Annotated in this window: 18 protein-coding genes and 2 pseudogenes; 10 read left to right on the plus strand and 10 right to left on the minus strand. The window is 68.0% G+C overall.

Features of this window, described 5'->3' with window-relative positions; all coding sequences use genetic code 11:
- Positions 1 to 29: 29 nt before the first annotated feature.
- From ACWFQ8_RS07800 to ACWFQ8_RS07840, 9 genes and pseudogenes are all read left to right on the plus strand, one after another.
- A complete protein-coding gene (locus ACWFQ8_RS07800) occupies positions 30 to 626 on the plus strand; it encodes a hypothetical protein (RefSeq protein WP_453785312.1) in 597 nt (198 codons plus the stop codon).
- A 165-nt stretch (positions 627 to 791) separates the two neighbouring features.
- The gene (locus ACWFQ8_RS07805) at positions 792 to 3,023 is read left to right on the plus strand and encodes a hypothetical protein (protein WP_453785313.1); all 2,232 of its coding nucleotides are present in this window, start codon (positions 792 to 794) and stop codon (positions 3,021 to 3,023) included.
- A gap of 12 nt (positions 3,024 to 3,035) precedes the next feature.
- Positions 3,036 to 3,659 (plus strand): hypothetical protein, encoded by a 624-nt coding sequence (locus ACWFQ8_RS07810; RefSeq protein WP_453785314.1) that lies wholly within the window; start codon positions 3,036 to 3,038, stop codon positions 3,657 to 3,659.
- Positions 3,660 to 3,690: 31 nt separating this feature from the next.
- Complete coding sequence (locus tag ACWFQ8_RS07815; protein ID WP_453785315.1) at positions 3,691 to 4,311, plus strand: hypothetical protein; 621 nt, start codon at positions 3,691 to 3,693, stop codon at positions 4,309 to 4,311.
- Entirely contained in the window at positions 4,308 to 5,321 is a 1,014-nt protein-coding gene (locus ACWFQ8_RS07820) for a hypothetical protein (protein WP_453785316.1), read from the plus strand. The genes ACWFQ8_RS07815 and ACWFQ8_RS07820 overlap by 4 nt, the downstream gene beginning before the upstream one ends.
- Positions 5,318 to 5,932: a hypothetical protein gene (locus tag ACWFQ8_RS07825; protein ID WP_453785317.1), complete on the plus strand. Its 615-nt coding sequence runs from the start codon at positions 5,318 to 5,320 to the stop codon at positions 5,930 to 5,932. Before ACWFQ8_RS07820 ends, ACWFQ8_RS07825 begins: the two co-directional genes overlap by 4 nt.
- Before the next feature lie 127 nt (positions 5,933 to 6,059).
- A pseudogene (locus ACWFQ8_RS07830) lies at positions 6,060 to 6,335 on the plus strand (hypothetical protein); the annotation flags it as partial.
- 291 nt (positions 6,336 to 6,626) lie between these two features.
- Entirely contained in the window at positions 6,627 to 7,481 is an 855-nt protein-coding gene (locus tag ACWFQ8_RS07835) for a hypothetical protein (protein WP_453785418.1), read from the plus strand.
- Positions 7,482 to 7,494: 13 nt separating this feature from the next.
- Entirely contained in the window at positions 7,495 to 7,734 is a 240-nt protein-coding gene (locus tag ACWFQ8_RS07840) for a hypothetical protein (protein WP_453785318.1), read from the plus strand.
- 808 nt (positions 7,735 to 8,542) lie between these two features.
- Here the strand turns inward: ACWFQ8_RS07840 and ACWFQ8_RS07845 are convergent.
- The 10 genes and pseudogenes from ACWFQ8_RS07845 to ACWFQ8_RS07890 form a co-directional block, all read right to left on the minus strand.
- Positions 8,543 to 9,478 (minus strand): hypothetical protein, encoded by a 936-nt coding sequence (locus tag ACWFQ8_RS07845; RefSeq protein WP_453785319.1) that lies wholly within the window; start codon positions 9,476 to 9,478, stop codon positions 8,543 to 8,545.
- A 14-nt stretch (positions 9,479 to 9,492) separates the two neighbouring features.
- Positions 9,493 to 10,362 (minus strand): papain-like cysteine protease family protein, encoded by an 870-nt coding sequence (locus ACWFQ8_RS07850; protein ID WP_453785320.1) that lies wholly within the window; start codon positions 10,360 to 10,362, stop codon positions 9,493 to 9,495.
- Positions 10,363 to 10,738: 376 nt separating this feature from the next.
- The gene (locus ACWFQ8_RS07855) at positions 10,739 to 12,733 is read right to left on the minus strand and encodes an RICIN domain-containing protein (protein WP_453785321.1); all 1,995 of its coding nucleotides are present in this window, start codon (positions 12,731 to 12,733) and stop codon (positions 10,739 to 10,741) included.
- A 1,365-nt stretch (positions 12,734 to 14,098) separates the two neighbouring features.
- Positions 14,099 to 14,575, minus strand: a pseudogene (locus ACWFQ8_RS07860) (transposase); the annotation flags it as partial.
- A gap of 91 nt (positions 14,576 to 14,666) precedes the next feature.
- Entirely contained in the window at positions 14,667 to 15,422 is a 756-nt protein-coding gene (locus tag ACWFQ8_RS07865; RefSeq protein ID WP_453785322.1) for a thioesterase II family protein, read from the minus strand.
- Positions 15,423 to 15,555: 133 nt separating this feature from the next.
- Entirely contained in the window at positions 15,556 to 16,536 is a 981-nt protein-coding gene (locus tag ACWFQ8_RS07870; protein ID WP_453785323.1) for a GNAT family N-acetyltransferase, read from the minus strand.
- 135 nt (positions 16,537 to 16,671) lie between these two features.
- Positions 16,672 to 17,874: an MFS transporter gene (locus ACWFQ8_RS07875; RefSeq protein ID WP_453785324.1), complete on the minus strand. Its 1,203-nt coding sequence runs from the start codon at positions 17,872 to 17,874 to the stop codon at positions 16,672 to 16,674.
- Positions 17,871 to 19,091, minus strand: coding sequence for an ATP-grasp domain-containing protein (locus tag ACWFQ8_RS07880; protein ID WP_453785325.1), 1,221 nt, complete (start codon positions 19,089 to 19,091; stop codon positions 17,871 to 17,873). Before ACWFQ8_RS07880 ends, ACWFQ8_RS07875 begins: the two co-directional genes overlap by 4 nt.
- A gap of 355 nt (positions 19,092 to 19,446) precedes the next feature.
- Positions 19,447 to 20,454 carry a guanitoxin biosynthesis L-enduracididine beta-hydroxylase GntD gene (gene gntD / locus ACWFQ8_RS07885; protein ID WP_453785326.1) on the minus strand — a complete coding sequence of 336 codons (1,008 nt, stop codon included), beginning with the start codon at positions 20,452 to 20,454 and terminating at the stop codon, positions 19,447 to 19,449.
- Between the two features lie 17 nt (positions 20,455 to 20,471).
- Positions 20,472 to 23,081: an amino acid adenylation domain-containing protein gene (locus tag ACWFQ8_RS07890; protein ID WP_453785327.1), complete on the minus strand. Its 2,610-nt coding sequence runs from the start codon at positions 23,079 to 23,081 to the stop codon at positions 20,472 to 20,474.
- Positions 23,082 to 23,717: 636 nt separating this feature from the next.
- On the opposite strand from ACWFQ8_RS07890, the gene ACWFQ8_RS07895 reads away from it, so the two are divergent.
- Positions 23,718 to 24,938: a helix-turn-helix domain-containing protein gene (locus tag ACWFQ8_RS07895; protein ID WP_453785328.1), complete on the plus strand. Its 1,221-nt coding sequence runs from the start codon at positions 23,718 to 23,720 to the stop codon at positions 24,936 to 24,938.

Consider the following 24,938-nt stretch of genomic DNA (forward strand, 5'->3'; position numbering starts at 1 on the left):
GTTCCGCAAGCCGTACCGAAGGAGACACCATGCGCTTGTCCAGGACCCTCACTGCCGGAGCCGCTCTCATCGCGCTCGCGTCCCTGACCGGCTGCGGCGGGGGCGGGGACGCGCAGGTGGACTCGGGCATCGGCGACCAGCCGAACGTCAAGGGCCCCTCCGGCGGCAAGAGCCTGCCGAAGGCGAAGGACGTCGCCGCGATGGAACGCTTCGTCAGCCAGTACACCGTGTGCAAGGACCTGAAGACGGACGCGACGCTGGGCAAGTACTCGGAGACCGCCTCCGCCTTCGAGGACCTCCCCAAGGGGGCGGAGGCGGGCGTGAAGGAGCGGGCGTACTGCGAGGCCGAACGGGGTGAACCGATGGCCCTGCTGACCATCTCCGACATGCAGAAGTTCCTGCGGGCGGCCAAGGCGAACGAGGACGCGGGGAAGGACACGGCCGCCATGGTCGGGGCGGACTTCGCCGTCGTGCCCGGCGACGGCGACACGCTGCGCGCGCTGAAGCCCTCGGGATTGCTCGTTGCGTCGTGCAACGCCGACTTCAACCGCAAGATCCCGAGCGGCTACCTCAAGCGCGAGGGCACCGTCGACGGCTGCGTCCTGACGGACTACCTCCCCTCGTAAGGGTGGCACGCCGTACCGACTGCCCTTCCGCACGTGACGCGCCCGTTCGTAGCCCCCGACTCCCCACAGCCCTTACCGAGGAACTCCCGAAGGAAGCCGATGTCCGTGCGCCGTAGCGCCAAGCCACGTGGGTCCACCCGCCAGACCGCGTCTCCGCTCGATCGGATGCGGCGTGCGGGCCGGGCCGTCCGGGCAGGTGCCTTCGTCCTCCTCGCGCTGTTCGCGCTGTCGTTTGCGATGCCCGGCACGGCGAACGCCGTGGATTTCTCCTGCTCGTTCACGGGCAACGACGTCTACCAGATGGATAATCCCGGCAGCAACGGCGAATCGATCATGCCGGCCGTCAAGCAGTGGGAGACCGCGCGGGCCAAGAACCTCAATGACACGACGGGCCTGGTGGACGGGGCCGTCGCCATGCCCTCGGCCGCGCAGAACTACACGATGTACGAGCTCAACGGCATGCGCGGCATGAACTGGTCGATGACCATGCGCGACCGGGAAGACGCCTCCCAGACGGACTCGAAGCTCGACTTCAGCGGCGCCGACACGTGTTCGATCATGGACTACGTCAACAATGGCGTGGCGGACATGGTGTTCAACGGAACCAAGCTGCTGACGCGCGCGGCCATCTCCATCAAGGAGTACGCCTCCAACCCCAGCCCGCTCGGCGGGCTGTACGAGGGGCGCGACAACGCCGTCGACAAGCTCAAGAACAACCTCTTCGTGCCGGCCGTCCCCGTCATGATCACGCTGACTGGTCTGTGGGTGTTCGGCAAGTGGCGCAAGAACGAGATGCGAGAGGCCTGGTCGGGCGTCGCCTGGGCATCGCTTACCACGGTCGCGGTCGTCGTCATGCTCACCGGCGGCAACTTCAGCAAGGTCGTCCACGAGGCGGACGCCGGCATCGCGCAGGCCAACGCGCTCCTCAGCGAGGCGGTGCTCGGCGGCATTTCGGGCACGATGACGCCTCCCTGCGACCTGCCCGAAGGAGCGGACAACCGGGGCCTGCGGGTATCCAGCTGTGCCATGTACGACACGCTGGCCTTCCGCCCATGGGCACTCGGACAGTTCGGAGAGGCGGGCAACAACTGCATCTTCCGGAAGAAGGAAGGCCGTATCGATGGCGGCGCCTGCATCCCGAAGAGCACCGCGACCGAGTGCTACTGGGGCAAGGGCGCACGCTGTGAGGACCTCCGGGTGCGGCAGCTGGCAGCCCAGTCACGGACCAACAAGGAGAGCCGCACCGACGATCTGAAGAAGTACAAGGAGCAGTGGTACCCGATCCGGCAGGACATCGCCGGCGGCAAGGGCAGCGACGGTGACGAGAAGGACCAGCACGTCTACCCCGTACCCTTCGACGACTGGTCCGGCCGGAACGCCGGGGCAAGGGTCGGGCTCGCCTTCTACTCGCTGGTCGCCGCGCTGATCGTCGGCCTGATGGTGATCGTGCTCAGCGCGCTCACGCTGCTGTGGCACGCCGTGACCCTCATCATGATCATCATGTTGCCCCTGATCGCCACTTTGGGCATCCACCCGTCCCAGCAGAAGCTGCTGAAGGGCTGGCTGGAGACGTTCATCCACAGTTTCGTGCTGCGCGCGGGGTTCGGTGTCGTCCTCACCGTGCTGCTGGTGCTGTACCAGATGATCCTCCCCGCGAGGATCTCGCTCGGTATGCAGCTGCTGATGCTCCTACTGGTCACGATCGCCGTCGTGATGATGCTCAAGAAGCTGCTCTCGGGGAGCTACAGCCCGAAGATCTCAGGTGCGGAAGATGCCCTGGGCGTGGGCGACATGGCGAATTCGCTGAGCAGCAAGATCGGCGCGCAGGGCCAGCGCCTCGCGGGCAACGCCGCCTCCGGCACGGCCAGGGCGGCGGGCCGGGTCGCGGGGAGGGGCGCCGGGAATGCCGGCCGCGGCATGGACAAGGTCGCGCTCGGCGGGAGGCTGCAGAAAGGCGGCTGGATCGCTCCGAGCGTCACCAAGCGGGGGCAGCGCAAGACCGCGCAGATGGGAGCTGAGCTCCAGAAGGACCAGTACGCGCAGTTGCAGCAGAAGCAAGAGCGGCAGTCCGAAAAGGAACCCGCCGCCCAGCCGACCCGGCGCCGCAGCGGGCGGGTCAGCGCCTCAAGTGCCCCCGTGCAGCAGCAGGGACCGCCTCCCGCTCCCGCGCCGTCCGTGCCCGGACCCGCGCCGCAGCCCGGACCCGCCGCACAGCCCGGACCCGCGCCGCAGCCCGCGCCGCGCCCGAGCGGACGGGTCACCGGTGACGGCGGGCCCCCGCCGCGGGCAGCCGAACCGCGTACGCCCCAGCCGCCGGCCCCGCCGTCTCTGCCGCAGCAGCTTGCCCCGCCGTACCAGCCTCCGCCGCCGCGCAACGGCGACCGGATGCCCCGCTAGGAGACCCTGACCATGGCAAGCGTCATCACCGACCACCCATCGCAGGAGCTCGCCGCGGAGCTGGGCGCGCTCCTCCGAGTGGACTGGCGCACCGTATGGTCCGGGATGCCCGAGGGCGATTCCGAGCGCGGCGAGTGGTGCGCGCGCTTCGGCTGGCATCCGCTGTGGCTCCAGTCGGGCCTGTGGGTGCGTACGCGCCGGGCCGGTCGCCTGCACTTGGCCTCCTCCGGCGTTCCCGGCGGGCCCGTGACCCGCGCGTCGTACACCGCCTGGCGGGTCAGGGCGGACTCGACGTCCCAGGGCGCGGGTGTCATGGCGGTCGCCCTCGACCGTTACGCGACCCACCTCGCCCAGATGAACCGCGCCTTGGGCCCCCCTGGCTGGGAGGGCGCCTGGGACAGCCCCGACTTCCCGGCGCCGCCCGCTCCCGGCCGGTGGGGAGACGCCGCGGACCGGCTGGAGCGCCGGGCCCCGTACCGGCTCGCCCAGTGGAGCTACTCCCACCCGCTCGCCCCGGTGATCGTGCTCGACCTGCACTGCCGGACGGGCCGGGGTCCGGGGGGTGGCACGATCACTCTCACCTTCCACGGTCCGGCCGACCCCGACCCGAACGATGGCCCCGGCTGGCGGCTGTGACGTACGAAACACGAGAAAGAGAGACAGCCACATGTCCTTCGAACCGCCGGTGAACCGGACCCCGCAGGAACTGGTCACCGAGCTGCGCGGGCTGGCCGACGTGCACTGGGAGACCGTCTGGAACGGCCCGCCCCTGTCCGGCCAGGGCCTGGACATGTGGTGCGCCCAGTTCGGCTGGACACCCACCCAGTTCGAGTACGTCCTCAACGTGCTCACCGACACCGGCGGCAAGATGACCCTCCACGCCCAGGGCGGCAGCTGGGCACCCGTGCAGAGTCTCTCCCACTGGGTCTGGGGCGCGTCGGCGGACAGCCTGGAAGGCAACCCGCAGGTACTGGCCGAGGCCGATCGGGTATGGCCGCTCTATGTCAATGCCGTCTGCTCGGTACTCGGCGAACCCGCCTGGGAAGGCGCCTGGGACTCCACCTCCTTCCCGAAGGAGCTCGGTGAGTTCGTCGTTCCCAAGCTGGAGACCCGGCTCAGCCAGAAGCGCCCTTACCGCATTGCCTACTGGGAACTCGCAACTCATGGCGGCGCCCTCGCCGGCCTGACCGTCACACCCGCCACGGGGACCGCCGACGGATCCCGCACCGGAGTGGTCAACATGAAGCTAAGGGTCTATCCCCGGCCCCCGGAGACTGGACGCCCGTGAGCCCGGAACCGATACCGAAATACATCGAACAGGGAGCCCTACGCCGGGCGAACGCCAGGTACCGGGCGACCCTGGAGGCCAAGAGCGATCCGGACTCCGTGGTGGAGCGCATCGAGGCCGCGGCCAAGGCCGCGGAGATGGAGCCGAAGGCCTACATCGACAGCCTGGCCGAGGACAAGGCCAAGCTCACCCCGCCTGACGGGACGAAGCCGATCAGCGCCTTCTGGTCGTACGGCATCGAGCACCCGGACGCGCCGCTGAACGACTGGGGCGTCCCGTTCCTGTCTCAGCGCTTCATCGCCGAGGAATGGGCGGCCCAGCGGAACAAATCCCAACCAGGGGCGGCCCAGACACTCGAGGGCACAGCGGGGGCCAGTGAACTCGACGACATGTTCCTCTGGGAAGACGAAGTCATCGAAGCGCTCGGTGGCGAGGAGGCTGGCTTCGATGCGGGCTACGCCAGGGAAACCTGGGCCAAGATTTCGAAGACGTACGCGGGGGTCGCCGAAGGTCGGGTCATCGTCTTCGGCCAGACCGCGGACACCCGGTCGATCCTCCATCAAGAAGAACTGGTCGCCCTCCGCGCCAACGAAAAGGTCGGCCTGGACAACATCCACTTCGCCTACGACGCGCCCACCTGGTGGCCGGAGGAGACCCGGGCCGAGGCCGGTACCGACGCGGTGCGTGCCGCCGCGCAATTCAACGACCCGACCCTCCCGCGTTACATCGACCCGCAGGGCTTCGCGGCCGAGGCCCCCGAGGTCCGCAAGGCGACGGTCGACACCGTCATTGCCGCCGCCACGCCTGCGCTGGACGCAGTGGCCGTCGCGGCGCCCGAGCTGCAGGCCCCGCCGAAGAGCGTGCGCACCCCGCTCTGGCAGGTGGGGTTCAAGCAGCCGCTCAAGACCACCCGGGCCGTGCCCCCGGCACCAGGCTCCGGTGCCGGCCCCGTGGCCGACCGCGCCCTTGTACCCCGCCCCCCCGCCACAGGAATGGACGGTCCGGCATGACCCCTCGCCCCTCCCTCGACTCCGTCCACCGCTTCCTGCGCCAGGAGCGCGACGACGCGTGGGCCGTGCGGCTGCTCCGCCGGATCGCCTACGGGCTGGCCGGTGCCTACACCCTCTTCGCGCTCGCCTCGACCAGCATGTCCTCCTTCGTCACGGTGTGCGGGCTGCTGGTCCTCTCCGCGCTGCTGTGGCTGATGCGCCGCCGCGGGCAGCTGCTGCTCGCTCTCACCTCGACGCTCGTCACCGGCGCGATCGCCGGCTACTTCGCGGCCGCGGCCGAGATCGCCCGTGGCCAGGCGGGCGGACTGTTCAGCGGACAGGCGGTGTTCGGGTACTGGGCGCTCGCCGTGATGGCCCTGCTCGGGGCCTGGATGGTCAAGGACCACCCCGGTCGCCGCGGCATCACTGTGGTGTTCGCCGACCTGCTCCTCCTCGTGACTTCCGGTGTGGGAACGGTTCTTCCGGCCGTCACCGTCCCTCTCGGATTCCTCGGCCTGATCCTGGTACTGGCGGCTCGCGGAGGCGGTATCGCCTCAGTCCGGCGGCGCATGAGGTGGGTGAAGTGCCGTTTCGTGCGACCCGCCGTACCGACGGTCACCACAGACAACTAATTGACTGATGAACCATCACTTCTGGTGCCGCCCACGCACAGGACTTCATCTGAGACAACTTTGCCGTTGCCAACTCGCCTGATCTAGAGTCCCCGTGAGTCATGATCGCTTCGGGGGAAATCTTTTTATGGTCACGACAGTGCACGGAACGCCGCCGAGATCCGTTCAGGCGGTCGGCGCCGCCATCCTTCTGCCATGCCAGCGAAGGCCGGACATCTTCGGTCAGCCGCTGCTCACGAACCCACCCGCCAGCGTGACGGGCCCGCCGCTCCAGACGCGGAGGCGCCAGGCTCTCATCCACGCGGCCCGGCAGCTCTGCTCCTCCTGCCCCCTCTGGGCGGAGTGCCTGCGGAACTCCGTCGCCCGGTCCGACCCCGGCGGCTACGCGGCGGCCACCACTGCGCAGGACCGGCGTTGGATCCGCCGCAAGATCGGAATCGGCGACGTGCAGGGGCGGCTGGTCGCCCGGTCGGACGGTGGGGGCCGCCCAGTGGAAGTCGATGTCGTTCTCGACGCGTTCGATGCACTTCAGGAGTACTGGGCGAGCCGGCCCGCTCTTTCGGCGGCGGGGGCCACGGTTACGGGTACGCGTGCGGGCCCAGGGGTCGACCCCCGGAAGAACGAGGCACACCGCGTCACGGCAAGTGGACAGCCGCACGTCGGTCACATGCGAGTCAACACACACGAGGTATCAATGGCGGCCCCGGCAGGCGAACGTATCACCTTCTCGCTCGACGATCCGGCGCGCGCTATACAGAAGGCCGTACTCGGCCCGCTCGTGGTCTCCATGCTGCCCACCCTCGAAATCACCGAGCAGATCGCGGCGATGCTGGTCCGCGTGCCCTCCGCAGGGCTCCGGCCCCAACTTCTCGATGCCCTACGGGATACGCGCCGGTGCCTCGGTGCATGGCATACGGCATCGGGGGACGAAGGCGCGTACCGCCCGGCGGGCAGCGGACTCACCGGATCGGTGAGTGTCGAGCTCGCGACCCGCGACCCGCTCACCGCGCTGCGGCAGGACATACTCGAACCCCTGCTGAACCGGCTTGCTGAATCGATTCGCCGCATCGAGGTGCTCACGGCGGCGCTGAGTGCCGCCCCGGACGGCGAAACTGCGGGCGGCAACGCCCCGCACGGGCCGGAGCTGGCCGCCGTGCACACCGCGCTGTGCGAACTCGGCGCCCACATCGAGCAGTACGCTGCAGACGCCCCGCTGGCCCAGGTCCCGGCCTGGCCCCGTGACGGCGTTCGGCGCGACACGCCGCTGCGGTCCGTGCCCGACACTGCTTCCGGGAGCGTGCTACCGCCCGTCTCGTGGAGCACGCCGAGTCTGCGGCAGGCCGTGGAGCAGGCGGTGAGTTCCCTCCCGGGGCCCTTCACCGGCCGGGACGTCCTGCTCGCGCTGCCTCCGGGGTCGTACCAGGACCCGGCGAAGTCGGTCAGCAACGCCCTGTCCGCCATGGCCAAGTCCGGCCGCCTCCTCCGCATATCCCGCGGCATGTACGCCGTGGCCTCTCCGTCCTCCGGCACACTCGCCGTGACCTCCTGAAGGGAACCGCGTCATGCATCCCGCGCACCCGACCGCCGAAGTCCGCGTCTTCTCCCACAGTGCGGCCCTGATCGACGGCGTCCCCGTGACCGCTCCGCCCTTCGTCGACATTCAGGAGGTCGTCATCGGGATCCTCCATCAGCGCGCCCAGCAACTGGGCTGCCCGGCCCAGGCGGCGATCAGTGACGACCGCTACGGCGGTTCGATCCGGCTCCTGATCCACCCGGACGGAACCACCGAATCAGCGGACTGAGCGCCGCTCGCCGCCCGCGGTCGGGTCTGCTGGGGGGCGGTCGACAGGGGGAGCGGTAGGGATGACGTCGCCGACGTGGCGGTGGCATCCGTAGGGGTGAGGCGCCAGCTCCTCACGTGCATCCGGCAGCCGCGGGTCCCAGGATGCCGCCGACGGTTGCCCCGTGAGGGGGGCCGCCCGGGTGCGTGAGTACTGCGGCGCGGTAGTCGGCTGCCGTGTAGCGCCACGGCTGCCACGGGATCCGCCTGCGTACCGGGAAACACATCGGGCGACCACACCGGGTCCTCCCGGCGCAGCCGCCGGGCGCCGTCCCATTCCCAGCAGGTGCCGAGTACCGCCGCCACCTCGTCGATCCGAAAGCTGGGCGATGGCGACGCCGGGTACCTGCGGGTAGCAGGCCCACTCCCGTTCAGTACGCCATACGCAGTTCTGCGGAGGTGGGATCTGCCCGCGTCGCTCTCCGTGTCAGGCACCACGACCGTGTCGAACTGGAGCCCTTTGGCACTGGCGCGGTGGACGATGACAATGCCGGATCGCGACAGGTCGAGCTGATCGAAAACGCGGGCCGTACAGATTCCAGTGCGCCTGCTTGGCCACCAGGGACGGCCCGCGGACCGGTCACAGGTCTGGCCGTGCTCCAGAACCGCTCTCCGATCCATCGGGAGCGGGGTCGGCAAACGGCTCGGCAGCCGCTCCGTCGATACCGAGGTGGGCCGCACGGCCGGGCCCCCTTCCCGAGCTCATGCGCATCCGACGATGGAAGTCGTCAGGCTGCGCACGGAGGGGGCCCAGCCCTCATGGGGTCGGGTCAGCGGACGCCGGCCGTCTGCCGGCGGCGCACGTACACCACCGCACCGCCGATCGCCGCCAGGGTTGCGGCCGCGGTGACGGAGATCGACTGCCAGGACGCCGCGGCCGCCGGTGCCCCGGACGCGGCGGCGACCTGTTCCGGCTGTTCCTCCACGAGGTCGGCGTACCCGCCGGCCAGGCCCTTGCGGTCGTACTCCGAGCCGGGCATCTTGTCGCCGTAGCGGGCGGTGACCAGCTTCTGGTAGGCGGCGAGGGTGACGCCGCGCTTTCCGCCGAGGCCGGTGGTCGCCTCCTCGTTGAGCGGCTCGACCATGCCGTCGGCGGTGAGCCGGTACCAGGCGTGGATCTGCGGCTCGGTGAAGGTGCGGGCCTGTGCAGTGCCGCGCTCGGCGAAGCCGACCTCGGCGTCCCCGTCGCGGATGCCGGCCAGCTGCCAGCCTTCGGCACCGACGTTCTGCGGGCTGTCTCCCGGCGTAGCGGCGTTCCCCTTGGGCGCGAGCAGTACGGCCGCGTGTTTGCCGTCGGAGGCGGTCACCCGGGAGGCCAGGTAGGAGAGGCGGAGCGCGGTCTGCGGGGTTGCCTGCGCCTTGCCGGTCACGAACTCGGGGCTGATCTCGAACATCGGCACCGGGTCCTTGTTGAGATCGAACCCGGGCGGCGCGGCGACCGCGGCGGGTGCGTTCCCGGGGGTGCCGACGGTGCCGCCGTCCGCGGCGGTGGCAGTGCGGGGCTGTCGGGCCGAGACCAGGAAGCGGGAGACGGTCTCGCGGAGTTGGTCGCTGCGGATGGCCTGCTGGGCGGACTGGTAGCCCGCGATGCCGTCGCCCTCCGCGGCTTGTACGGGAACGATTCCGCACAAGGCGGCGGCGAGTGCGGTCGTGGCGAGGACGGTGGCCCGGACTGCCACGTGCTTGGGGTGTCGCGTGCTCTGCATGGTCGGTCTGCTCCTCAGCCCTGGATGCCGATGCGGGAGTGGGTCCACTGGAACGAGTTGTTGTTCGCGTAAGTGGAGTGGTTCCACCAGGTGTAGGTCTGGGTGGTCTGCCACGGGTCGCCGACCGCGATCATGTTGGTGGCGCTGTCGTAGCCGTAGATGACGTTCATGTGACCGCCCCCGGTGCGCCAGCCGAAGCGGACGGCGAACGGCCGTCCTGCGTCGATCTCGGCGGCGGACTCGCCGATCGAGGCGTTGCGGTACAGGCTGCGGCCGCTGTTCCTCAGTCCCAGCCTGGCCAGGCCATTGGCCATGTCCTCCAGCGTCGCGGGCTGGTTGTTGCAGTCCACCCAGGTTCCCTGGGCGGCGAGCTGGCAGAACTGCTCCTGGCTGACGGATCGGCCCCAGTGTTTGGCGATGGTCACGCCGGAGGCGTCCCAGCACCACTGGGTCCTGACCTGCTTCTGCATGTCGATCTTGAGCGTCTTCGCGGTCGTGGGGGGAGGGGTGGGGGTGGGTTTCGGGTTCGGGGTCGAACCACAGACCGGCAGGGCCGTGGTGTTCTCGTTGATGAAGGCGTCGGCGATGTAGTACGAGCCGGTGTAGATCCACCTCGGGTTGTTCTCCACGGTGTCGCCGGTGGTCCGGCAGGACATCTGGATCCTGTCGCCTACCTTCGAGGAGCCCTTCACCTGGGCCGAGAGGGACGGCTTGGCCCGGTGGTTGACGGTCTTGTAGTTGCCCTGCCCGCCGATGACCGTGCCGCTGACCACATCGGCCTGGGCGAGGGCGTTGAAGCCGAACAGCAGACCGCCGGAGAGTGCGGCGGTGATCGCGGCAATCAGCGCTTTCTTGCGGCGGGATGCGCGACGTTTGTGCATCATGCTCCTTGATCTGAGAAATACGGGAATTGCCTGTCCGGCAGCCCGGTCGTCCGGTCTGCGCGACAGATGTCGAAGGGCGCCTGGCTCGGCGGCGACATACCGATGGATGACGGACAGTCAGCCAGTTGGCGCCGAACGGAACGGCGTGGGAACGTCACGGCCGCCACGACGCTTGGGCTCACCAGAACAGGACCCGAGTCCGGTACGTGCCGGGGGCTGCGGCGTGTACGCATCGTTGTGGTGCTCCCTGGTGCGGTGGGGATGCGAGGGGCTGCCACCGCTGCGCTGCGGTGGAGGTGTGGTGCCGTGAGGGAGCCGGCGGACGGCCGCATGGGGAAGACGGCCGTCCGCCGGCGGTTGATCAGACGGTCGTAGGTCAGCCGACCTTCTGGACCGTCCAGACCTGCGTGGCGCGCCCGTCCGCGCGCTGGAGGTCGAGCAGCCATTCGCCGTAGTACGGGCGGTTGCTCACGGTGAGGGCGTATCCGCCGCTCGCGTCGGTGATGGTGGAGGTGCCTGAACTTGAGTTCAGCTTCCACTGCTGGGTGGCAGCGCTGCCGCAGGGCTGCTGCGCGATCCACATGCCCTGGGCCGGGGCGCCGCCCGTTTGCAGGCACTTGCCGGACACCGCGGACTTGATGCGGAACAGCCCGCTGCCGGCGTCCTCGAACAGCCACTGCTGCTGGGCATAGCCGTTGGCGCGGGCTCCCACGAGGAGGGTGCCGTCGGCGCCGCGGCCGCCCCACAGTTCGGCGGCCATGCCTGTCCTGCCGTTGCCGAGGGTGTAGCGGGTGCCGGGGGTGGCGTTGCCCCCGCCGGTGGTGCGGAAGGCGGTGACGTTGCCGGGGCCGCTGTCACGGCCGGCGGCGTCGCGCACCGAGACGGCGACCTTGTACTCCGTGCCGGGCTGGAGGTTGTGGATGTTCAGCGTCTGGGACTGGACCCAGGTGAGGTGTTTGCCGTTGAGGAGCACCTGGTACCAGGCGGCGCCGTCGATCTTGGGCCAGCTTGTCACCGCGGAGTTGGACCCGATCTGGCCGACGGTTACGGCTGGCCCGCCACCCGGCTTCTTGGTCGGGGTGGGCGTGGGCTTGGTGGTGGGCTGCGGGTTGGGATCGGGGTTCGGGTTGCCGCCCTTGCCCTTCATCAGGAACTGGTTGTCGGCGATGTTCCAGTGGGTGGCCAGGTAGCTGCCCGGCTTGGGGCTCGTGTGGAAGTAGTCGTCGTGGTTGCAGTCCAGGATGTTCTCGGACGCCTTGTTGGTGCAGATGTCACGCATCTGGGGGTAGTACGGGGTGTCCGAGTAGCACATGACGTCCCACTCGTCCGTGCAGTGGGCGCCGCGGCTGGTGTTGGGAGCGCTGTTGTTGACCGCGCCGAGGTTGTGGCCCAGTTCGTGCGCGGCGGTGTGGCCGCCCCAGCAGCCGGAGTCCGTACGGCCGTAGGAGGGACCGAAGTTGCTCTGATTGTTCTGCCCGGGGCGCTCGTCGCCGGCGAACGTGCCTATGCCGCAGTAGACCTGGGTGTCCGAGAAGATCATGTACTTGCGGTCGCGGCGGTCGAGGCCCTTGGCGGCCAGCGCGTTGTTGGTGGCGCTGAACTCGGCGAGGGCGGAGGCCGGGAGCTCGATATTGAGCACGGTCGGCGTGCAGTCAGCGGCTGTCACGTAGCGGATGTGTCGGACGCCGCCGGTCTCCTGGGCGCTCGCCGAGTAGATGAAGTCGGCGTCGGCCGCCCACTTGCGGAACGAGGCGAGATACTCGGAGTACCGGTCGCGGTCAGGGCCGTGCACGTAGACGACCTGGACGCGGTTGCCGGTGCTTCCGTCACCGTCGCACTGGACGGTCTGCCCGGCGGGACCGGCGGCCGCAGCCTTGCCGCCGGCGGGGGCCGGGGCCTTCGACGCTGGGGCCTTGGCGGATGCTGCGTCGGCGGCGGGCGCGTCCTGAGGACGCCCGCTGACTTCGGCGGCGGCCACTTCGCCGGACTCCGGGCGGGCCGGATCGGAAGCCACGGCCTTCGTCTTGACGACAGGGGCGACGTCGGCCTTGATGTCGACGCCCTTCGGCGGGGCGTCGGGACCGTGGCTGCACAGCCCGGCTTCCGTGCGGTAGACGCCGACGCACTTGTCGCCCTTCGGCGCGGCCCTGAGGCCGTCGTAGACCATGCCGCGCGTCGTGTCGTTGGCGGGCGCGTCCGCGATGGGCGCAGGCTCCGCGTCTCGGGCTGGCGCGGCGGCCGGTGTGAGGACGTCCGCGGCTGCGTCGGCCTGAGCGGCGGTCCCCGCCTGGGCGCTGTCGCCGAGCCCGAAGTAGGCGCTGCCCACCGCTAATACCGCGGCCGACGCCATGGCGGCGGTGAGGAGTATCAACCGGCGCGGTCTGCGCCGGTGTTCACGTTCCTTTCGACGGTAACCCGTCATGCGCACCTCAAAATCGTGGCCGGAGGAGTGGGTGCACGGAAGCCTGCCAGACGGGTGCGGTGGAGAATTCGGACAAACGGGAATGCACTTCGAGATATCTGACTGTTACCTTGATGGCTGCATCTGATGATCTATCAATTAGCTTTGAAATCAGGCCGGTTACGCGTGTAGACACGAAAAGGTCCAGGCCATTTCCGTGATGTCGTTATGAAATCGAGATAATAAGGTGAGGCTTGCTGACGGAAATTCAGTCAGTGATTCATCTAATTACTACCGGACGAATTTCCCCTGTTACGAGCGGTAAGGAATCCCTCGCTCCGCCAGAGGGTGACGACTCGGCGATGCGAAGGCCTTGATGCGCGACGGGTCCAACTGTCGGCGGGCCGCGCAGCCCGGGCCCGAACTGCCCTCCTGTGCCCGGATCGTCGTCTCGTATCCCGTCGCTCTCATGCCCCCGGCACGGGGGATCGGCGTGAGCCGGGCCGTGCGTCTCGGCCCTGGAGTCCTGGCTCAGCCTTGGCACCCGGTGGGCCCGCATGTTCAGGAGTCGGGTAGTCGCCACAGGGCGCCGGTCGATCGTCATCCTGTGTCGGTGCTCTGCGGCGTGATCGCCGCCGTGAACACCGAGATGCTGAGAGACGTCTGACAGCGGCTTCTCGCCCGCCGCGGCAAATCGTGGGTGCTATTCGAGCATGGCACCTGTGTCGTGCTGACCGCTCCGGAGGGAGAGCTTGCTGAACAGGCCACCGAGATCCGGTAGAAGTTCGCCCGGCGGATGCCGGGTCTTCGGCAGCAGACTTTGGGGTGATGGACCTCAAGGACGCCGCGGGATGGGTCGTCAACAGCGTCACAACGACGTCCCGACCCATGTCGGCCATGATGAGCCTCACGATCAGTCGGTGATCGCTGTCGGTCTGTTCGGACGTTCCAAGCGCCATCGGGGCGGCACGGAACTCCACGTCGTCCGCGTTGAGGACGTCTTGTCGTGGTAGCCGAGCGCCTTCGCTATGACGGGGGCCGGAGTTCGGCGGACGAGTCGGCGGATCGCCGAGGTAACCGCGCGACGCCATCGCGCTGTAGTGCTGGTCGCCCGCCGCGGATACGTTCACCCGCGAGTCGTGCTCGGGAGAACTGCCGTTGGGTGCCGTGGCCGTGGCAGCCCGCGCCGGGCCCGACTGTCGCCGGCCGGCCGGCGCCCACCAAGACGCCCTCACCGGAAAGGTCTCCCTCGCGATCTCCGACAGGCTCATCGCCCCGGACTCCAGCAAGCCACGAAAGCGCCGAAGCTCCAGCCAACGCCGCGGATCCGATCTGATTCTGGGCGGTGTCGTGCAGGGGCAGGTTGCGCAGGCCGTTGGCGCGGGCCGCACGGATCCGGTCCTCGGCCGGTGCCCGCTGGCGGTGCCGCAGCTCCAGTGCCGCGATGGGCATCTCGGTGGTGTTGGTGGCGAAGCGGGTGAGGCGCAGGCCGTCGGCGTCGGTGATCCGCAACTGGGCACCGGGGTGCGGTCGTTCCTTCCGCACGATCAGCCGCATCCCCTTCGGCCAGCCGGTCAGGACGTCACCGGCGAGTTCGGCGATCCAGGCCCCGTCGCGGATGTTGCCGTCGGGCTCGACGGCGGGCGTCCAGGCGTGATCGGGAACTTTCAGCACGTACTGGTGGATGGCGGGGGTGATCGCCATGCCGACCGAGTAGGACAGCCACCGGCCGCGCTGGGCGAACCAGGCGACGAACTCGCGGGTGCCGCCCGCAGAATCGGTCCGGATCAACGTCCGACGCCCATGCCGGTACGACATGATGGGATAGGTGTTGCATCACGGATGGCCGGATCGGTCATGTTGCATGGGGGGAGCCTCCCCTTGCCGCTCAACCCCGGCCCTTCTACACACCCAGGGCGGCGCGGAGGGTGGCGAGCACCTCCTCCTGCCTCGGAACCAGATAGAAGTGGTCTCCGGCGAACCTCTCCGCCCGGAACCCGGCCTGCGTGACCCCCGACCATCCGGCCATCTCCGCGCAGGTTACGTAAGGGTCGGCAACTGCGTTGAGCGCCAGAACCGGTGTCACTGCGAGTGGTTCCGCCAAGGGGGCGTAAGCCTCAAGCAGGGCGAAATCTGCACGGATATAGGGTAGAACCAGATCGCGCAGCTCCAGATCCGCTAGGACCAGAGCATCGGTGCCTCCCATCTTCATCAGTTCTGCGGCGAGGGTCGCGTCGTCCAGCCTTGCGATGGGTGGTCTACTGTCGGCGACCTGCGGCGAACGGCACGCCGAGGCGAACAGATAAACGGGTGCCTGACCGATCTCCTCAAGATGACGAGCCGCCTCATAGGCGACCAGAGCGCCCAGGCTGTGACCGAACAGGGCCGTCGGGCGCTCGTCCAGCGTGGCGATCGCTTCGCCGACTTCGCGGCCGAGCTGTTCCAGATCCTCGGGAAATGGGTCTCCGAATCGATCGGCCCGCCCCGGATACTGGACACCAACCACCTCGACGTCGGGTCCCATGTCCCAGGAGCGGAAGGCCGCAGCAGAGCCGCCCGCGTGCGCGAAACAGACGAGCCGCGCCTGGGCACCGGGCATGGGTCGGGGGCAGCGGAACCAGACCTCGGACGAGGTCCGCGGAGCGCGACGAATTCTCATCTCCCCACCATCTCTTCCATCTCTGAGTGAACCACCCGGCCTCTCGCGAGCACAGCGGTGACGGCGAGGAACGCATCGTTCTCCTCCGCGGGGCCGATACTGATGCACGCTCTCTCACCGCCCAGTGAGGTTTTCACAAGCAGAGGCTCCACTGGACGGTGCACCAGTCCGGATGATAGGCCGCGGGCATAAGCCCTTCGAGCCGCCATCCGCCGCCTTGCATGAGGGCGGTGGTCGCGGGCGACGCCGGAAGGTGCGTATAGAGCTTCCGGCCCAGGGTTTTGAAGAGTCGGGGAATCTCGTCGAGCATGAAGCCGAACGCTTCGGGAGACTTCGCGCACAGCGGCATGAGCTTCACCGGGTCGCCCTTCTTGGGGCCGGCGGCGACGATTCCCTGGATCGCCCCGGACGAGTCCACCGCCACATAAATGATCTTGTATTTCTGATTGAGGTCCCTGCCGAACCGGCGGTCATGGCCATCGAACAGCGCCCGGACCCAGTCGTCGTCCACGCCCTGGAAGGCGCCGGGCATCGAATCCAGGATGAGATCGCGCACCACGGCCGCGTCGCCGTCCTCGAACAGGCGCATGCGCAGGTCACACGGCGACTCGCCGTCTGCCGCGACGAGCCCGCGGTAGAGAATCAGCTCGGTCGTGCCGGGCTTGTACTGGTTCGGCGACTCCCCGGCGATCCTGAACCCATGGCGCGTGAAGAACGTGATGGCCGGCGTGTTCTCCGCGGCGACCGTGCAGTAGAGCTGCCGAGCGCCCTGCTCCCAGGCGAAAGCCAGGGCGGTGCGCAGGAGCATGCTCCCGAAACCGTCGCGCCGGCGATGGCTCGGAATCAGGATCAGCGGGCTGATCTTGACAGTTCCCTGCCGTTTGACCGCGAGGTGCAGGACGCCCAGTCGCTGCGCTTGCGGCGAGCCGTCCGACCAGAGAACGAAGGTTCGCTGCGCCACTGAGAAATGGCCGTAGCTGTCGGTTCCCGCGGCGAGATGGGCGTCGAGGACCCTGTCCGCGTGCGCCTCGTGATCCCCGTCGTAGAAGGGGTCGAGACTTGACGCGAAGATGCTTCTCAAGAATTCCCGGTCGTCTTCGGTCGCGAGCGCCACGACGGGACCCGACGGACATGGTGAGGCTTCATCGCTGAATTTGTTATTCGTGAGGATTGTCATCAAACATCAACCTTGTCTGGTCGGGCAATGTGAGACGTGTTCGAGTGATCTCCGGGACGCGTGAGCAGCGCGTCAGGCGGGTCGTTCGCCAGGCCGGGCCATGAGGTGGCGGCGCCCGCCGACCCAGGCCACGAGTGCGGCCAGGGATCCGCCCACCGCGGCCAGCGTGAGCACCCCGCCGACCCCGGAGTCCTCGATGAGGAGCCCTCCGAGCTGTGTGCCGAGCGAACTGCCCGCGACGGTCCCCGTCATGACCCAGGTGAATGCCTGCGCAGTGGTGCCGCTGGGCGCATGGATGCCGACCAGCTCGTACTGAACCGCCGTCAGCGGCCCCAAGGCCGTCCCGCCGACGGCCGGAGCCAGCGCCATCGTCCACAAATCCGTCGCGACCAGCGGCAGCAGAAGCCCCGCCGCGAACAGGGCGACCAGAAGTGCGAACCGGTTGTGCATCCGTGAGCGGAATCTCCGGGTGCCGTACCAGAGACCGCCGATCGTGCTGCCGACCCCCCAAGAGGCGAAAAGCAGCCCGACCTTGCCGGATCCGTCCCCATCCGCAGCAAATGCCGGCAGCGCCAGGTTGTACAGGCCGACCGCGAACGCTCCGCAGGCGATCACTGCGATGATCACAAGAAGTCCGAGGGAGCGAAGCGGGCCGAGCCAGTGCTCCTCGGACTTCTCGCCTGCCGCCGGCCCGGCTTCAGGGACGCTGCGGGCCAGACCCACCGCCCCCGCCGAACCCAGCAGGCCGCCGACCACCAGACCGACGGCCGGATCCAAGAACAGGAGTGGCCCGCTGAGGATGAGGGGTCCGACGATGTAGAGGACCTCCATCGTCACGGCCTCAAGAGCGTACGCCGAGGTGCGTTCCTCATCCTCGAAGGGCAGCGAGGAGAGCAGCGCACGGTAGGAGGCGCTGACGGGAGGGAGCGAACCACCGGCCACCGCTGCTGCCAGCACCCCTACTGCGGGCATTGCCGTCATGGTCGTCACGAAGACGAGCAGGGCCGAGGGGTAGACGACTGCGGTGAGCTTCAGCATCCCGGCTCGGCCGCGGCGATCTACCTGCCGGGCGGCCAGCGGTCCGAGCACTGCCCCGCCGATGGTGTAAACGGCCAGTGCCAGCCCAGCGAGCGCGTAGGACCCCCCATGGGCCGTCATGAACAGGACGATCCCGAGTGACACCAGGAAAAGGGGGAGACGGCCGACGAACGACCAGAACATCGCGGCACTGATCTCCGGTCTCGCGACGAGACGGCCGTAGGCGGAGGCCTTCATGGCGCGTCCTCCGTCACCAGTTCGAAGGCACCCAAGACCTCGGTCATCCGGTCCTCCACGATCTGCCGGGCCGGGCCGACGATCTGCACGTAGCCGGCGGAGGCGTGGGAGGCCCGCTGATCCGGCAGGACGTCACCGCTCGCGACATTCATCCGGCCGTGAACCACCCCGGGCATGGAGAGCAACGTCTCCAGGGGCGTGACCTTGACGACGCGACCGGGCTTGTAGGGGAGCAACAGGTCTCCGGCACAGCGCAACGCCGAGTACTCCAGCGACGGCACGCGGCCCAGGTACGTGTCGAGCGTCGCAGCCATCATGTCGAAGTTCCGGGCGAGCCCGTGGTTGGAGGGCAGCTCGCAGCCGGCGAGCCTGGCTCCCACCTCGCTCATGTGGACGCCGCCGTCGTCTGATCGAAAGAACTCCATGTGCAGGTAGCCGTGGTCGATGCGCATGCCGTCGACGATGCGCTGAACCAGTTCCTTCGCGTCGATGCCCAGTTCGTCGTCGACGCCGAGGCTGATGGAGCCGTTGATGCCGCCGTAGACGGTTTCCAGCAGCGCGCACGGCGTCCACGAGATGTAGGTGTCGAGGACCCGTCCGCGAGCGACGAGAGCGCACAACTGGTACTCGCGTCCGGTGAGGAACTCCTCCACCATCCACCGCCGCGAGGCGGGCAGGGGAAGGAGCTTCGCGAGATCGCGCTCGTCGTCGAGCTTGTAGGTGTCGATGGACGACCAGCCGTCAACCGGCTTGAGGATGAGCGGCCATCCGTGCGCGGCAGCGAAGGCGAGGACGTCGTCGCCGTCCGCGACCTCGGCGAACTCCGCACAGGGGACGCCGATTTCCCGGAACCGCCGCTTCATTGCGGTCTTGTCCCGGACCCAGGCCACCTGCTCGGCGTCGAGGTGCGGCAGGCCGACGAGGCCGGCGAACCGCTGGGATACCTCCTGCAGGGGCTCCTGTGGATTGCAGAAGTGGGCCGGTCGTGCCGGGAGCCCTGCCACCCAGACGAGGTAGCGTTCAGCCTCCTGCCGGAGGTCGGCGTCCGCGGCGATGGTGAACGTGGGGATGTCCGCCGTGCGCAGGAGGTAGTCAGCGGGCAGTGAGGAGAGGTGCTCTTCGAACCTCAAGAGCACGAGGTCGAGATCGTCTCGGCTCAGGACGTGATCGGTGAAGGTGCCGGGCCGGCCATCGACGAGCAGGAGACAGGGACGCATGATTTCTCTCCGGAGAGGACGGAGCGGACGAGGGCGCTGAAGCGGATCCGTTCGGGCCAGAAGGTCCCCGGTCCGGGCGAATCCGTCACGGAAGATCGCGCATGAGTCGCCCTCGGCCAGGTTCCGGGGGAAGCCGTCGGAGCAGAGCGACTTGCGGTCTCTGAGAACAGGGTGGTTGGGGAACTGCGCATGGTCTTCCAGTCCGCGGTCTCATGGACATGCACCAGCCCGCCCCGTCCCGAAGTGCGCAACTTGGCGTAGTGAAGCTGTAGGCCCCCGCGAATCCCTGGGTGCCGACCATGGCACCGTCTGGGTGGACCGCGCCCATGGCCTGGGCGCAGTCCTCTCCCCTACCTCAGCCGATCACTCGGCTGGAGGATGAGCGACGCAGACCGCGCGAAGCGCGCAGGTTCCTCGTCACCGTGAGCTTCTTGAGCCAGCGGTCGCGTCCGTCGTACTTCGCGCGGAAGGGACGTCGGCCGTGCACCGCGGTGAAGTTGTCGACGTAGACGATGTCGCCCGGCCCGAGAACGACGTCGTACTCGGAGATCATGAGCTTTTCGCAGATCTCCTTGAGCGCCTCCTCGGCCTCGGGGTCGGTCCCGAAGGTCTCCATGTAGAAGGGGTCAAGCCGCAGGTAAGGCTCATCGGGGTGACCGAAGAGGACGGCCACGGGCTCCGGATCGTCCCGCAGCTTCTGGATCTCCGACAGTCCGAAATGGGTCCCGTTGTCGGGGGTCTGGCCCAGGTGCTCGGTGTCGGGATAGATCACGTAACGGCGCTCGGAGAGGATCTTCTTGGCTTCTTCGCTGAGCTCGATGTCCCGAATCGAGGCGACCGTCGTGGGAATCCGGTCGAGGTTACGGATGCCGAGCAGGCCGACGTAATCGCACCGATAGGGGTGGAACGCGTCCTCGGTGTGCCACCCGAGCAGGACGTCACTGCTGTGGCCGCTCTGCTCCTGCTCGACGCCCGGCAGTGGCAGGACGTTCTGGATCAGACTGCCGTTCTGGATGGTCGACCAACCGAAGACCTCGCCGAGGCACATACCGGTGAGCGCGAGGAAGATTTCCTCCCTCCGCAACGAGTCGGCATCGGCCCAGCTCGCCGGGGTCGGCTCGATCCCGTCCGGGTCCATGCGGAAGCCTCGGATCGCGAACGCGCTACCGGTCTCCGCGGTGCGGAAACCGCTCAGCGCCTCGCGCAGACCCACGGGGACACCAGCCAGATACCGCCACGCGAGGTCGTACAGGTCACCGGTCCTCGGGTCGTGCCCCGCTCGCACGATGTCGTCGATGACAGCGTCGAACGCCTCGTTGTCTTCTTCGCTCAGCACATAGGTCACGAGCGTCTTGGGGGGCATGGGTGTATCCGCCTCTCTCATTTAACGGCTTTGACGGCGACCATCGAGTTGGCCCACCAGTAGGTGCAGTCACTCGGCGGCGCGAGATCGCGCACCACCTCGACCGAGAACGAGGAGAAATGCCTGAGCAGGCTGCGCTGGTGGGAGCGTCCGACGGTGTCGATCTCGTTGGTGTAGTAGGAAAAGACGCCTCCGGTCCGAAGATGGGCGGCGGCCGCCTCGAAGAAGTTCTCCGCATAGTTGGTGCTGTGCACGACCGTGTCGCGATACTCGCGCTCGTTGGTCGGATAGGTGTCGAAGAAGATCGCGTCGAACTGTCCGAGCTGGTCGATCACCTCGTCCCAGAACCCGCGAACCAGCCGGATGTCGCGGTCCGGGTAGCCTTCGCGCCACCGTTTGAACTCGACGATGACGTCTTCGTTCGGCTCGATGACCGTGTGGGAGGCCGCTTCGAACTCCTGGATGAAGGTGGCCGAGATTCCCATGCCGAACCCCACCTCCAGCACGTGCCCTCGGCTCTCGGTGACGTGGGCCGCCATCGCCCGCATGAGCGGGCGCTCCCAGTCCTGCATGACCTCCTGGTCCTCGATGACGAGCTCCGAAGGCGTGTACCGAGCTCCGCTCCGATCCCAGGACCCATTGATGGCAGGTCGGTCGACGCCGCGTTTCTGCGACGCGACGAGCCGGTCCAGGTGCTCCAGATCCGACTGGAATTCGCTGAGGGAACGTTCCAGCATCCAGGTGCGACGGTGACCGATCGGCGTCCCGAGAAATCCTGGATCGCTGACCGTGACCGTCACGTCGAACGCTGTGGAACGCGTCTTGAAGGTCTCCTTGGCGGCGAGACGGGCCGAGTCGCGCCGTACCAGGTCCTCCACGAGCTCCGTGAGATCCGACAGACCGCTGTGCTCCATGAGCTGACGCAGCGGAACCCGGACTCCGAACACCTCGCCGATGCGCGCACTGAGTCGTGAGATCTTCAGCGAATCGCCACCGAGATCGAAAAAGTCGTCTGCCCCAGTGGCCGGCGCAGTGCCCAGCAGCGACTCCCAGATCTCCGAGAGCTCGGCTTCGGTGCGGGAGGAGGACCGGGCCCCCTTCGGGTCGGCGGAGATTCGCCCGGCAGCGGGCAGCGCCGCCCGGTCGACCTTGCCCCCAGGCGTGAACGGCAGCGCGTCGAGCGTTGCCCACTTCGCCGGGACCATGTGGTCCGGGAGCCGTTTCCGGAGGTCCTCGGCGAGCTCCCGCACATCCACGTCTCCCACGACGTAAGCCGTGATCGCGACCTCGTCGCGGTCCTTTTCGACCTGAGCGTGAGCCGCGCGGACGCCCGGATGAGCACGCAGAGCGTGCTCTACCTCGCCGAGCTCGACCCGGAAACCGCGGATTTTGACCTGGCCGTCCCGTCTTCCGTGAAACTCAAGAACGCCATCTGACCGCCTGCGGACCATGTCCCCGGTCCGATACATGCGTGTACCGGACTCACCCGCGAACGGGTCGTGCAGGAAGCGGGCGGCGGTCTCCTCTGCGCGGTGCAGATAGCCGGCGGCGACTCGCGGCCCGGAAATGAACAGTTCCCCGACAGCACCGTCCCCGACGGGGTGCAGCTGTTCGTCCAGCACGTAGACACGAGTTCCGGGGAGCGGCGACCCGATCGGGACCGACGCCGACGGGTTCTTCCCCTCAGCCATCGCCGGAGTGACCGGGTACACCGTGGCGGTGATCGTGGCCTCAGTGGGCCCGTAGCAGCAGATGACATCCGCCGGAACGTCCTTGGCGAACCACTCTTGGAGGTCCCCGTAGCGGATGACGTCATTGCCGATGTTGAGCAGCCGCAGGGTGCGCAGGCGGGGATCGCGGCGTTCTACATGGGCAAGCGTCTCGCGGAAGTAGGCCGGCGAGATGTCGGCCACCGTGACGCCGAACTCCGCGATCTTGCCGGGAATCTCCTGCGGCATCCAGAAATCTGCGTCGGGCAGGATGAGCGTGGCGCCGCTGAGGACCGCGAGGCCGAGCTGCTCCAGTGACACGTCGAAGACCGGGCCCGCCACCATCAGGATCCGATCGCCGGAGCTGCAACCGTAGACGTCCCCGACCCTCGTCAGGTGGTGGAGGAACGCCTCGTGGCTCACCATCACGCCTTTGGGCGTGCCGGTTGAGCCCGAAGTGTGGATGATGTAGGCGAGATCATCATGCGTATCGGGCGCTGCCGCCGTCGCCGCGAACGCCGACAGACGCTCAGTGCTCAGGCCGCGACCGATGCGAACGTGGGCCTGTGCGGCTTCAACGATCGACTGCCTGCGCTCGGCCGGCTGGTCCGGATCGATCGGGACGTGGGTCCCACCGGCCCGGAAGACTGCCAGGAGCGCCACGAAGTGGTCGATCGAGCGCGGGATCTCCACCGCGACCCGCGCTCCATGCCCGACGCCCAGGTCTCGCAATCGGATCGCGAGCTGCGTCGCCTGTTCGTCGAGCTCGGCGTAGGTCAGCACGGCACCGCCATGCTGGATGGCCGGCGCGTCGGGTGTGAGCAAAGCGTAGTTCGCCAGGTGGTCGGCGAGGGTCCTGGGGACCGGCTGCCCCGGGCCGTCCAGGGGTGGTGCGCCACGTCGATCAGCGTCTGCCATCGTCCGGCGCTCCACGTCTGCATGAAGGGCTGACAATCTAGACCCTCCTCCGTATCTCCTGTGGTCCAACGGCAGCGGTCGAACCCCGCCACAGTTCTGCTTCAGCCGAAAGAAGGCCCCGGCCCGCATGGCTGGAGATCCTCGGCACTGAGACGATGTTGCTTCAGTTGCCAAAACGATGTCAACTCTTGACAACTTCTCTTGCCTGCGATGTGCCTGGGGGCAACTTGCCGTTGCTCTTGACGAAGGCCTCATCCAGGTGTCATCCGCCCCGGGCCACGGGCGGCGCCGGCGCAGCCGGTTCGCATTCTCATGGCCGAATTTGGCCCACTACCTGGCGGATGGTCCCGTACGAGACCTCGACGCCGCGCTCGGGCATCAGCTCCTCGACCTCGCGGTATGGGGAGCGGGAAGCGGGCATCGCAGCCATGGGCAGGGGGACATCGACCGGGGAGGAGGGTCGCTGTGGCGAGCTGGCGAACCTCCATCACAGCGTGTGGCCTAAAGTAGTGGGTACAGCCCCCTCAGCACGGCTGTCGTGCCAGGAATTTCCAACAGCTTGCCACAGCTGGCAATGGTGTAGCGAGTTCTTAGTGATCTGACACAGTCGCCCTGCAAATACGTGACGAGTGGAACGTGGAATCTCTGAAGCAGCCCGACTTCGGGCGCCGCCTCAAGCAACTGAGAACCGAGCGGCACCTGTCGCAGGCGGCCCTTGCCGGTGAAGGCATGTCGCCGGGTTACCTCTCCCGCCTGGAATCCGGCGCCCGGCCGCCCACCGCGCAGGTGGTCGCCTACTTCGCCCAGCGACTGAACATCACTGTGGAGGAGCTCGCAGGAGAGCCGAGGGACGTCAGTTCGCTTGCACGTGCTCTCGTTTCCGCGACCTCTGCGGGGTCGGACGCGGCAGTGGAGGCATTGGCGGAACACGGGGCCCTCGATCCCGAGGAAGACCCGCTCCTTCGCGCCCAGGCTCTTTGGCTGCTGGCTGATGTGTCAGGACGGACCGGAAGCCGACAAGAGGAACAGGATTACCTGGAACGCCTCGTCTCACTCAGTGATGACCTGGGGCTCGACGACCTGAGGTCCCGAGCCCGGTCCCGGCTGGGCCGCTCCCTCCGGGCGACGGGAGCGATGCGTCGGGCAAGGGAAATCGCAACAGGGGCCCTGGAGATCGCTCGCGGAACGCCGCTTGATGCGCCCGAGATCGCCGGTGCTCTGATCACGATGATCTCCGTCGAGGCCGAGGACGGCCAGCTCACCGCTGCCCTGTCCTACGCGGACGACTTGCGCAGCCTCGTTCCGAATGACAGGCCCGACCTGAGGGTCGAGGCACTGTGGGCGTCGGCAACCGTCCGGGTCCGGCTGGGCGACTACGCGACCGCGGAGCGGCACCTGGAAGAAGCGCTGCAACTGCTCGCCACTCACCACGATGCGAATTTCTGGCTCCGCGCCAGGCTCGCGACCGCCTCCCTGTATCTGCAACTGTCTCCGCCCAAGACGGAGATGGCGCGCCGTCGGCTCGTTGAGGCCTCCCACGCGGTCGAGATCACCGGAAGTCCTCTGCACCGCCAGGAAATGCAGCTTCTCCTTGCCTACCTGGCCTACCACGAAGGCCGGTTGTCCGACGCCAGAGCGGCTTACGAAGCCCTGCACGACTCCGCGCTGCTGCTTACATACCGTGACAAGGCGCGATTGGCGGCGCTCGACGGCCTGCTCCTCATCAGTGAAGGGAAGACGACCGAAGGTACGGAGAGTCTCGAACGAGTGGCGTCCAGCGCCCGTGACGAGGGCAGCTTGGATCTCGCCGCCGACATCTGGCGCCTCTTGGCCAAGGCACTGGTAGGACTCCGATAG

This window comes from Streptomyces sp. NPDC055254, assembly GCF_053606025.1.